The 11,769-nt window shown below is 31.4% G+C and carries 9 protein-coding genes; 3 read left to right on the top strand and 6 right to left on the bottom strand.

The annotated features are described in order from the left end of the window. The 3 genes from M4I23_RS17995 to M4I23_RS17985 all read left to right on the top strand — a co-directional run bounded on the left by M4I23_RS17995 (position 1) and on the right by M4I23_RS17985 (position 4,753). On the top strand, positions 1-954 hold the full coding sequence (locus M4I23_RS17995) for a hypothetical protein (RefSeq protein ID WP_158851072.1): 954 nt from the start codon (positions 1-3) through the stop codon (positions 952-954). A gap of 1 nt (position 955) precedes the next feature. After that, positions 956-1,840 carry a serine hydrolase gene (locus tag M4I23_RS17990; RefSeq protein WP_158851074.1) on the top strand — a complete coding sequence of 295 codons (885 nt, stop codon included), beginning with the start codon at positions 956-958 and terminating at the stop codon, positions 1,838-1,840. A gap of 87 nt (positions 1,841-1,927) precedes the next feature. Further along, positions 1,928-4,753 (top strand): NTP/NDP exchange transporter, encoded by a 2,826-nt coding sequence (locus M4I23_RS17985; protein WP_249755313.1) that lies wholly within the window; start codon positions 1,928-1,930, stop codon positions 4,751-4,753. Here the strand turns inward: M4I23_RS17985 and M4I23_RS17980 are convergent, their stop codons facing one another. The 6 genes from M4I23_RS17980 to M4I23_RS17955 form a co-directional block, all read right to left on the bottom strand. Next, on the bottom strand, positions 4,754-5,593 hold the full coding sequence (locus M4I23_RS17980) for a transglutaminase family protein (protein WP_249755312.1): 840 nt from the start codon (positions 5,591-5,593) through the stop codon (positions 4,754-4,756). Between the two features lie 130 nt (positions 5,594-5,723). Beyond that, the gene (locus tag M4I23_RS17975) at positions 5,724-6,995 is read right to left on the bottom strand and encodes a serine hydrolase (RefSeq protein WP_249755311.1); all 1,272 of its coding nucleotides are present in this window, start codon (positions 6,993-6,995) and stop codon (positions 5,724-5,726) included. Between the two features lie 4 nt (positions 6,996-6,999). Continuing rightward, positions 7,000-9,909 carry a PEP/pyruvate-binding domain-containing protein gene (locus M4I23_RS17970; RefSeq protein WP_249755310.1) on the bottom strand — a complete coding sequence of 970 codons (2,910 nt, stop codon included), beginning with the start codon at positions 9,907-9,909 and terminating at the stop codon, positions 7,000-7,002. 376 nt (positions 9,910-10,285) lie between these two features. Continuing rightward, entirely contained in the window at positions 10,286-10,837 is a 552-nt protein-coding gene (locus M4I23_RS17965; RefSeq protein WP_158851084.1) for an HdeD family acid-resistance protein, read from the bottom strand. Between the two features lie 23 nt (positions 10,838-10,860). Continuing rightward, a complete protein-coding gene (locus M4I23_RS17960) occupies positions 10,861-11,319 on the bottom strand; it encodes a hypothetical protein (protein WP_249755309.1) in 459 nt (152 codons plus the stop codon). Between the two features lie 15 nt (positions 11,320-11,334). Further along, complete coding sequence (locus tag M4I23_RS17955) at positions 11,335-11,769, bottom strand: hypothetical protein (RefSeq protein ID WP_249755308.1); 435 nt, start codon at positions 11,767-11,769, stop codon at positions 11,335-11,337.

Raw genomic sequence — 11,769 nt, 5'->3', positions numbered from 1 at the left:
ATGAATACTATAATTATATATTTAGGTTTTATTATAACAGCGTATGCCGTAATAGCAAACGATGTTATACAGACTTTAGGTACGTTTTTAGCATCTAATAGTAATAAAAAGTGGTGGCTGCTTTGGGCATTTGCAGCTACTATTTTAACAACAACTCTTTTTTATGGCTGGTATATAAATGCAGGAGATGTTTCTTATGGTAGGTTAGGTAAAATTCCATTGCCAGATACAATTAAATGGTGGTATTTATTAGCACCATTATCGTTACTCGTTATTACTCGTTTTGGTATTCCTGTTAGTACAACATTTATGATTTTGAGCGTTTTTTCATCTAGCGCTATTATTGAAAAAATGATATATAAATCTGTTATAGGTTACGCTTTAGCATTTGTTTCGGCCATTATTATTTATTACATTATTGCTAGAAAATTTGAATCTCAACTTGGACTTGAAAAGCTTGAAAAAGAAGATAAAAAAAAATATTGGTTAATCGCGCAATGGTTTTCTACTGGATTTCTTTGGTCGCAGTGGCTAATTCAAGATTTTGCTAATATTTATGTCTTTTTACCACGAGCATTATCATTACAAGAATTGCTTATTTCACTAGCAATTATTTTGCTTATTATGGCATATATATTTAAAAACAAAGGTGGTAAAATTCAAGAAATTGTAACTAAAAAATCGAATACAGGAAATATACGTTCCGCTACCATTATAGATTTTATTTACGGTTTATTATTGTATGCTTTGGGAACACTAAGTTCTGTTCCTATGAGTACAACTTGGACGTTTATAGGTATTCTAGCTGGTCGTGAATTAGCTATTAATTACCTATTGAAAAAAGAACAACTTAATTATTCATATAAAATCATTGTTAAAGACCTTGCAAAAGTTAATATAGGGCTAGCAGTTAGCGTCCTTATTGCCTTTGCTATTCAATTTATTAAAGCTTAAGATGAAAAACATAAACACATTAATAGTGCTACTATTGATCTCTGCTTTTTCGAAAGCACAAGAATTACCTGTAAAAATTAATACCGAAAATAAACCACTTAGAAACCTTTTAGATATTTCACTTCAAAAAAAGTTAGATTCTGAAATGAATAAACATGCAGAATGGAAAACCCTAATTAGTCAAAAGAAAATGGCTGTTGGACTTGTAGACCTATCGGATAAAAACAATATTAAATTTGCAAGAGTAAACGGCAACGAAATGATGTATGCGGCCAGCTTACCCAAAATCGCGGTATTATTATCTGCCATGGATGCTATGGAGAAAGGAGAACTTGTTGAAACAACTACGATTAAAAATGATATGAAGTTGATGATAAGTAACTCCAATAACGCAGCAACCACCCGAATGATAGATCGTTTAGGCTATGATAAAATTGAAAAAGTACTTACTAGTGATAGATATAACCTTTATGATGAAGAAACTGGTGGAGGTTTATGGGTAGGAAAACGTTATGCAGCTGGTGGTGCCACTAATCGTGAGCCTATAAAAAATTTAAGTCATGCTGCAACGGTAACTCAAGTATGCCGGTTTTATTATTTACTTTATAAAGGTGAACTTGTTAACCCAACACGTTCTAAACAAATGCTCGATATATTAGAAGCCCCTGCATTGCATCATAAATTTGTAAACACTTTAGATAGGATAGCCCCAAAAGCACGCTTATTTAGAAAATCGGGATCATGGAAATCATTCCATTCAGATTCGATATTAGTTTGGGGTTCTCCCGATCGTCGCTATATTTTAGTAGCTTTGATTAATGATAATAATGGAGAACAAATTATAAGAGATTTAATTATTCCTATTGAAAAGGTACTTAACAATTAATATGCCTTTTAAACCAGTTAAAGTTGTAAATAAAGTTACTAATATTTCAAAACACAACAAATAAAACGTATTGACTAGATCCCTTAAATGATAAAAATAGCCCTAAAGAAAGTATTCGATATTCGAGACGGAGAATTAAAAATAGCTCTACTCATGCAGGGCTATATCTTTTTAGTAATTGCTACCCTCTTAATTATTAAGCCTACAATTAGTGCCCTTTTTATTTCGGAATTAGGAGCAGAAAATCTTCCTTACGGATACTTATTAGTTGCCATTACAGCAGTGATTAGTTCTTATTTTTATTCCAAAACTACAGAACGTTTCCCCTTAAACCACATTATTAAGTTCACCCTACTTTTTAGTATAATTAGTTTAGTTATATTAGGTACACTTTTACATCTCAATTTAATAAAAGGTTGGGTATTATATGGTTTTTATACAGGTGTAGCTATTTATGCCGTATTAGCAACCTCTCAATTTTGGATACTAGCTAATCTCGTTTTTAATGTTAGAGAAGCAAAACGATTATTTGGATTTATAGGAGCTGGAGCTATTACTGGTGGTATTTTTGGAGGTTACCTCACAACCATACTCGCCCCTTTTATAGGAAATGAAAACCTCATATTTGTTGCCGCTTTTTTCTTGATACTCTGCTTTCCTTTATTAGATAAAATTTGGAAAACAAAAGTATCTGTGCTTAATGTTTTTAAACAGAAAAAACGTATTTCAGTTTCAGAAGAAAACCCACTAAAACTCATTTTAAGTTCAAACCATTTAACCTATTTAGCAGCAATTATAGCCGTAGGTGTTATTACTGCTAGACTTGTAGATTATCAATTTAGTTATATTGCAGGAGAGCGCATTACAGATAGTGATGAACTTACCTCCTTTTTCGGGTTTTGGCTATCATCTTTCAACGTGGCTTCGTTATTCCTTCAATTATTCTTAACACGTAAAATTGTTGGTGTTTGGGGCGTTGGTTTTTCTTTACTATTACTGCCTATATTAGTGTTTTTAGGAGGATTATTGTTCTTCGTATTTCCAGAACTTTGGGTGGTTATTTTATTAAAAGCTTCGGATGCGAGTTTAAAACAATCCATTAATAAATCTGCAGTAGAACTCATTGCCTTGCCGCTTCCTTTTCAACTTAAAAAAAGAACTAAATCTTATATTGATGTTGTTGTAGATAGTATAGCGACTGGTATCGCAGGCTGTATTCTTATTTTCTTGATAAAAGGACTCGATGTTTCACCTATGTATATTATGGTGTTTATTGTGCTACTTACCTTTACTTGGACGTATTTTGTTTTTAAAGTTAGAAAAGAATACTTCTTATCTTTTAAGAAAAACCTTGAAGCTATAGTACCTGTAACCAGTAAAAGAAAAAAAGCTTTAGTTTCTAACGAATCCTTTTTAAAAGGCATGTATAATGTATTTCAAAATGGTGAAGAAAGCGAAATTCTATTTATGTTAGACAAGGCAAAAGAGATTAATGATAAGCGCCTGATTACACCTATTTCTGGTTTATTAAACCATCCATCGAACAAAGTAAAAGCTGAAGCACTTCGGAATTTATTCTTCTTAAATGAAAAAAGTATTTACCTTGAAGTTAAACAATTTTTAAACACACAAGACGATAATTTGGTAATGGCTACGCTAGAGTATTTATTACTTCATGCAGATCACGATGAAACTATTGTTTTTGATAGTTATCTAGATCATGAAGACCATTATATTGCTGATGCCGCTTTATTGTGTTTAGCTAAAGAATCTAGAGACAATTATTCCTTGCGAGTTAAATACGATCTTTTTAATAGGATTGAAAACAAGAAAATACAAATAGTTTCTTTCCCTGATGAATTACAACAAAAAGAAAAAATTAAGCTACTTAGCCTTATAGGTTTTTCGGACTACAAAAAAAGCTACCAAACCATTCTAGACGCTATAGAAAATAACAGCCATCCTATAATCCAAAAAGAAGCCATTGTTGCCGCTGGTAATACAATAAACGTCTTTTTTGTTGATGCCTTGTTATACAAATTATTAGATAAAACACTTCGTGAAGTCTCGATAAAAGCTTTAACTAACTATGGTAATGCCATGGTTTTAGTTTTAAAAGAAAAACTCTTCTCCAACGATATTGCTGTTGCTGTAAAACGGTTTATTCCAAAAGTAATGGCTGCTTTTAATTCTCAGAATGCTGTAGATACTATTTTGATTAGTTTTAAAGATTCCGAAGATTTATCGGTAAGATTAGAATGTGTAGCACAACTCTCTAAATTAAAAGAAACGAATAGTACTTTTCATTTTAACGAAAAACAAGTAGCGAAACTTATACTTGAAGAATGCAAGCTTTATAATAACTCTATAAACGCGATGCACACTCAAATTATAGTGCATTATCTACGTCGTAAAAAATTAAAATTCGCCATCCCAGATGAAGAAATGAAAGCTCGTGAAAGCTTAATTGAATTATTGGAACGTAGGTTGGAAAATGGTTTAGAGCGTATTTTTAAACTTCTTGAATTGCGCTATTCTCAAAATGATGTGAGAATGGCTTACAAAGGTATTTTAAGTGATGAACAGGATAAAAGAACAAATGCTATTGAGTTCTTGGATATTCTACTAAATCCTGATTTAAAAAGTGCACTTATCCCTATTGTTGAGGCCACTATTCTTGATACAACTTCGGAAGAAGTTATTGAAACTATTAGCAAAAATAAACTTACCGAAATGGAGTGTTTTCAAAACATCCTTGATGGTAAAGATGTAAAACTGAAACTTGCAGTTCTATACCTTATAGAAAAAAAGGGCGATTCAAAATATATTGAACTTATTACGCCTTTACTAAACCATAAAGATATACGAGTGAAAACATTTTCGCAAAAGGCTTTAAATGTTATTAACCCGTAATTAGAATTTTAGAATATAAAGATAGTTTGTTAACTCTGAACTCGCACTACCTCTAACCGAACCAGTAATTGTCATGGCTTGATTAAAATCTGAAGATGATGCCAAAGAGATATGTGTATTTCCCGTTACCATACCGTGACTAGGATCAAAGCCAATCCATCCTGTACCTGGTATATACACCTCAACCCAAGCATGTAATTCGTAACTAGGATACTCCATTTCAATATAATAATAACCACTTACAAAACGGGCAGCAATTCCAAAATTTCGTAATAAATGAATTTGCATCCAAGCCAAATCTCGACAAGATCCATTTTTTAATTCAAATGTTTTATTAGGCTCAAAAGGAGAACCTTCATGACGATAGCTTAATTGAAAATCTTGATGAATTTGTTTAGTAAGATTAGCAATAAAGTCCATTGTGTTATTAGATTTTTCTAAAGTTTTATTTACATAATCTATCAACAATTGATTAATATAAGCTTTCTCTAAAGAAGCATATAATGTTGATTTTAAGTCATCGGAATATTCAAACGGAACATTAAGATACTCTGAAGGATAAATAATAAAACTGAATGGATTATACTCCGATAATGTTATTACCGAAGTACTCCTTATGTCTAGACTTGTTGTCCCTTTATCAAACCATGCAAAGTTAATTACATTATTTTCAGGATCAAATTGTTCTTTAATTCCTATTGGTTTTGGGAAAATTTCAATATCGAAAGATTCCAAATTGCAAAATGATGTTCCCTTCGGTTTTAATCGTAATTGATGAGGCTCTAAATAAACTTCAGAATTAAAAGTGTATTTAGTTTCGTGAATGATTTTAAATTTCATTTTTTACTTATTAATTCTATGTATTATTATTAAACCATTTCACTTACGGAAGTTATTCAGCTTTCACCGAAGGTAATAAAAAACCTATCTTGTTTAGTTCTTTTCTTAAAAAAATGAGATTCTGCACCATTTATTGCACATTTCTTATAGTTTTATCAATTCTACTTGCTAAAGCTAAATGATCTCCTGCCGAGTTTTTCCCCAATACATTCGTCATTAAACACACCATATATTTTGAACCATCTGCATGCTCTACAATGGCAACGGAATTCATGTAATTAAAAACATTTCCTTTATATTTACCACAAGCCTGATCTTTGGTTTTATCACATTTATATAAACTTCCTGATTTAAAATATACTGCAGCATCGCGTAATTCTGGTGCTTGCGCATAACGTATTCTTCTATCCGTCATGTACATTAAACGTTTTATTTCTAAGCTAGATTGCTTATCTACAATCTTACCTTGTTCTAACTGTAACATCCATTTCATTAAACCCAAAGGAGAACCAATACTACCACCTTTACTTCCTACATAAGGATTTACTCCTCTTGTAAAAAATGTGCCCAAACGCCACTCATCTTCAGTGATACCTAAATCTCTTAAGGGTTGATTTACTATAGATACAGCAAGATCTGTAATATCGTTTTTAGGACCTGCACTAAAATAAGCATCCGCATCGGCTTGAGTCATAGTTGGATATTTTTCTCCAAAAGCTGCCATTAATAAAGCCTCGCGCCACACAACGCTTGCTGCCCCATTATTACTAACTGATAATGCATGATCTGCCCATTCAAAAAGCGAGAACACATCGCTTGCAACAGCTTGGCGCTTTACCAGTTTATTGGTTTCTATATTAAATACAGGAATAGTATGCTCATCTGTTAACACCCAATTACCGCCTTTAACGATTTTAGTTTTTAACAATGCCACACGTTTGCTATAATCGTTAGGGTATATTTTAGCTAATTGATCGAATAACGCAGTAACAACAACTAATTTACCAACACTACCTGGTTGAAATCCTCGACTTTCATTTTGTTGCGCATAACGTAAACTATCTGGTTTAGAAATATCTAAAATAGCCACAGAATAACTTTTATCCAATCTTGGAAATAAGGCATCAATTTGCTTTTGTAACCCTGGGTTTTCAATTAAAATATCTTCCGTTTTATTTTGTGCTCGTGATAGCAAATTCAACTTAATATCATTAATACTTTTATACGCTCCTAATGGTAATTTAGCATCTGGTAAATCGCCCGAAATAGATAGTTGTAAATATTTTAATCTTTTTATTCCCGAATATTGATAACCATCTATTGGATAAATAGAATCGTTTACTGGAGATGTAAAAGCCATACAAATTACAGCTAATACTATTATTTTAATTGTTTTTATCATGATATTATAATGTTGTATTCAGTAAAATTTCTTTTTGAGTGTTAATTGTTGGTGTAATTGATTTTAGATAATCTGAACCTAATGCACTTTTATTTTCTACAAAAGGACGAATTTGAAATAACCACAATTTATTATCCTTGAAACCAAGTTCTACATCATAAGCTCCCTTATAATCCGATTTAGTTTTTTTGGCCATAGTTTTTCTAATCGTAGCTGATAGTTCACTTATTTCTAAAATATTTTGAGCATTTAATATCGGTTTTTCAAACGTTTCTAATTTTTTGCCAGTTCCTCCTGTTACTGGTAATGTATTATGATATGCATCACGAGCGGGCGATAATAATTGTGCTTTACCATCCATACCAATATTGTATGTTTCAGCAGATTGACCATCTACTGCTCCACCTGCTCCACGACTAAAAGCAATAGTTAAATCATCTTCATTACCTGAAGAAATCCCTTTTGTAATTAATACTCCAGAGTAATCTACATCTACCGAAGGTATCACTAAAATAGAAGGAAATACATTCTCTGGATTTAATAAATATTTCTGTCTCCATTTAAAACTACGTTCTGTGTAGGGCGAAGCCCAAACATCTTTGATGCCTTGTAAAATTTTCTCTTTTTCAGCGGCGTTAAAAATAGTAAGGTTAAGCCCAGCTCCTGTAAAATCTTTTAAATCTTCCATATTAGTGTCACTTCTTAAAAACACAGGAACACTGCCTATTGATTTACCAAAAATAGATTCAAATGACTTTGAAATTTCAGTGGTAAAATCAGATTTTAAAGGCATGATTTTAATAGCAGATCGCAAAATTTCTAATTGTCTTAATTGAAAATTCTCTACTTCAGATTCAGAAACACCTTGACTTCTTTTTATTTCAGCCTCAGCAAACATCGCATTTAAAAACTCCCAATAACTTTTTCCTTGATTAGGCATAGCTTGATCCATGTGAATTCTAAAAATTCCGAAAGGAATTACAAAACCTTCCACCACATTATCTTTAAACATAGATTTTAATTGTCCGAGATTAGCCGCTTTTGGCCCACATAATTTCCCTGAATCACTAGCATCAACATCTCGTAGATTTAATATTTTGGTTTGATCCAAACGAATATCTTTAACAGGTACTTCTATCTTATCTTCTTTACGCACTTTTTTAGCAAACAAGCCTTTTTCTTCAGCAGTCATTTTAGACTCTTCTTTTAAAATAACCGTACCTCGATTTGAAACGGCATAAAAAACTTTCTCGCCATTAAAAGCCATCAGATTTTTTAAATTCTCATCGGATAAAGCCGCATTTGGAATCGCTAAATTCCGCGCAAGCAATTGCACATGAGACACCAAATTACCTTCTGCCACTGTTGCAATACCTGCAACTGGTTTTAAATCTGCAGGAGCACGTTCAAAAATATAAATCTTATCGCTAGATACTTCTATATCGTCTGGATTTCCATTTACAACTACCAACTCTCCAAAGGCATAACCTGGGTTTAAACCTCGAATACTACTTTGGTTAGATAAGTTAAGAACCTTATTAGATAACGAAGATTCTTTTGCAATAAAAGCACCTAAATCTCCAACTGCTTTACCTAATTGTAATGCTACTGATGAACGAATACGATCGTCAATAAAACTATAAGCTTTAGGTTCGAAAGCAGTATACATATTTACCACATCTTGATAATTAGCCTTAACCATTGCAGAACTCCACTCTACTATACCACGTGCTGCTTCAAGCTTTTTGGTAAGTTCTCCTAATGTTGCTTTCTTAGATGTATTTGGTTGTAATGTTGCTGCTACTTGCTCCCATTCCCATAACTCAATAGCTCCAGTTCCTGCGGCAGCCATCGCCAAAGCATCTACTTTTTCTAATTGTTCGCGAACCGTTTTTGGTTGCCAATCTGCAGATGTTTTAAAAACAACAGTTTCTAATTTATTAGCAATATCTAAAAGTATTAATCGTTGTGCCCCACCTTTTTCATTCACGCTATTTAGACGAATATCTAACAACATTTTGGCTGCTTCTTTTGTTAAAGAAGCGGCATCGTTAGTATTACTATTTTCAGAAATAAATATTTTAAGGGATGTTTTTAAACCTGATTCGCCTTGCAATTTATCAACAAGTTCCATTAATTCATCTAAACTAACCGGTTTATGAAATTTTTGCATCGTTGCAACAAGCTCATCTATTTTTTTACTAAGTGTACTTGATAACTTTAATGCATTTTCCTTTTTAAAAGCAAGTGTTTTCTCAATATCTATAACCTCTGGGTTACTATGGATTTTAACCCGTAAATCCATAAATTTCCCATATTGATCTGAGATTACTTTAGATTGTGAACGCATTAATTGAGATAAATCATCATCACCTTGATGCGGCACATCTTTTAATGATTGTAACACCAAATAATAATTTTTTAAAAGGACTTCATCTTTAGAAAGCAACCACTTATAAAACTTTACACCCCAAACTTCTTCATCTTCAATTTGGATAGACCCACGATAAAACTGCCCCTTTTTATTAATCCAACCATCATCAACACGTGCTAAATACCTACCTAATTGATATTGTTTTAAACGTGAGTGATTTTTTGAAATATCCCAAAAATCGGTTTTATCTGTATAGGCTAAAATTTGTCCTAAAAAAACATGATTACTTTGCCCCAAAGTAATAACTTCATTTTTATAAGTTGCGTGTTGCACCCCTCCAATTTCATCTGGACATGGATCTTTAGCTGCTCGCATAGTGCCATCATCACAAAACCATTGGATACTTTTGTAAGGCCCACGAATATCATTTTTATAGAATTCAATTTGGGCTGTTATTTTTTCGTTGCTTAATGTTTGCCCATAAATATTACTAGCAATTACAGTTAAAACAAACAATAAAATGTATTCTCGTATTTTCATTTTCTTTATATAGATTATAACCTATTTAGGCATATATATACCTTATTAGTCAAGCGTTTATATTACACATTTCTAAAATTCACTTTTAAAAATGTATAATATAAAGTTAATCTATTTTGAATAACTTTATCAAAAACAAAAAAAATAATTTCAGTGTATTATTTTATAAAAAAAAGCTTTACAATTCCGATTCAAAACACAAAAAAAACACTTTTAAACAACTATTAATAAACAAGTTAATCCATTTTTTTTATTTTAAAGAATAATAATCACATTAAATAAATAGTTCATCACTTACATGTTTAGGCTATTATTTTAGAATAAAAAAAGACGCTTTATTTACAAAGCGCCTTTTTTAAAATTTCAACATTAATAATTATTGCATTTTACGAAGATTAAGACCTAAGATAATTCGATACACACCGAAAAAGAAAAAGGCAAAACCCGTAGAATATACTATTACTAAATCGCCTACTAGCGGTTTAGCCAATATTATTAGAGCAAAAACACCAAATAATACGGCTGAAATTAGTAACATACTAGAGGCCTCTTTCGATTTACTTTTTAACTCATAATACATCACAATAAACATTATAGCTCTAAATAATAACCAAAACCCTAAAAATAATGGCAAAATTTTTATAGTTATATTTTCGTTTGCCATTAGTATTGCGCCAATAGCTAAATCGACAATACCACCAATGAGATAAAGACCCCACTGCTCAGAATTCTTACTAACTCCGATAGCATTAATAATTTCAAAAATTCCTGTAACGAACATCCACGCACTAAAAAATATAGCTAGTGTAATAAAGGTTTCTACTGGCGTAAACCAAAACCATAAACCGAAGCCAATTAATGCAATACCTAATAGGATTTGTATCCACCAGTATTTATGATTCATTGGCATTGTAAGTGTATTTTTCATTTTAATTATGTATTTAATTTTTTTTAATGTGTACGGTTTAAATCCATCAATTCATTATGGAAAAGCAATAACCATTGCTTAATATTTTTTCCAGAATCTGGATTTGTTTTTGAAGAATAGTAAGTTCCATCTTCCTTTTGAATCCAAATGGTTAATAAAACTCCAGTTTCAGAATTATTTGGTGCAAACCTTGAGTAAATGGTAACAAGTTGATTTTTTAACAACGGAAATTTAACGTGTTTGCTTTCAAGATCGATATCACCTTCTCCATAAGAAGTTACGTAGGTTGTACCGCTATGCTTTTCAATAAATTTTTGCCAATTATAAATAGATAGGCTTTCTCCAACACCTATAATATTTGTGGTAAAACTAGTTGCTAGTTTATTATATGGTAAACTTTTCTCTATAATTTGATAATCGCTTTGAGCTTTACTAATTGTTGCTGTAAGTAAGAAAGAAATTATTAAAAATGTGTTTTTCATGATTTTTAGTTTTAGTCATAATTCTTCAATAACAGTGTCGAATTGAAATTTAAAAGGGTGATCTTTAACGTATTTGAACAAAGCTTTTTTTAGTTGTTTAATACCGTTTCTAATCTTATCTGTTTTTTCTAAAAGATGAAGATGTGTTTTATTTTCTTCAATATTTTCTGTTATATTTTTGGTGTCAAGCAATCTTGCTAATTCTGTTCTATGTACTTTTATTTCACTCAAAACATCATCGGATAATTTCCAGAGCAAATTATCTTTATTTCTATATATTTCTTTATGATTTAAATCTTCTATTGTAGTAGTATTTATGCGATTTGAAATTAGGCTATTAAAAAACTCTAATTCTTCTTCATAAAACTCAACATCTTCAATCCACTCTTCGGTTTGAAAATACATGGCCTTAAGTTTATCTTTCTGAAGTTTCTGGACATTTTCATTCAT

Source organism: Algibacter sp. L4_22 (assembly GCF_023473045.1).
Classification (GTDB): Bacteria; Bacteroidota; Bacteroidia; order Flavobacteriales; family Flavobacteriaceae; genus Algibacter.
This window is presented reverse-complemented; position numbering and strand designations above follow the sequence as displayed.

Excerpts from the sequence above, each read along its gene's own strand:
- M4I23_RS17960 (WP_249755309.1), bottom strand. The coding sequence starts at position 11,319 with ATGAAAAACACATTTTTAATAATTTCTTTCTTACTTACAGCAACAATT.
- M4I23_RS17980 (WP_249755312.1), bottom strand. The coding sequence starts at position 5,593 with ATGAAATTTAAAATCATTCACGAAACTAAATACACTTTTAATTCTGAA.
- M4I23_RS17995 (WP_158851072.1), top strand. The coding sequence starts at position 1 with ATGAATACTATAATTATATATTTAGGTTTTATTATAACAGCGTATGCC.
- M4I23_RS17970 (WP_249755310.1), bottom strand. The coding sequence starts at position 9,909 with ATGAAAATACGAGAATACATTTTATTGTTTGTTTTAACTGTAATTGCT.
- M4I23_RS17975 (WP_249755311.1), bottom strand. The coding sequence starts at position 6,995 with ATGATAAAAACAATTAAAATAATAGTATTAGCTGTAATTTGTATGGCT.
- M4I23_RS17990 (WP_158851074.1), top strand. The coding sequence starts at position 956 with ATGAAAAACATAAACACATTAATAGTGCTACTATTGATCTCTGCTTTT.
- M4I23_RS17965 (WP_158851084.1), bottom strand. The coding sequence starts at position 10,837 with ATGAAAAATACACTTACAATGCCAATGAATCATAAATACTGGTGGATA.
- M4I23_RS17955 (WP_249755308.1), bottom strand. The coding sequence starts at position 11,769 with ATGAATGAAAATGTCCAGAAACTTCAGAAAGATAAACTTAAGGCCATG.
- M4I23_RS17985 (WP_249755313.1), top strand. The coding sequence starts at position 1,928 with ATGATAAAAATAGCCCTAAAGAAAGTATTCGATATTCGAGACGGAGAA.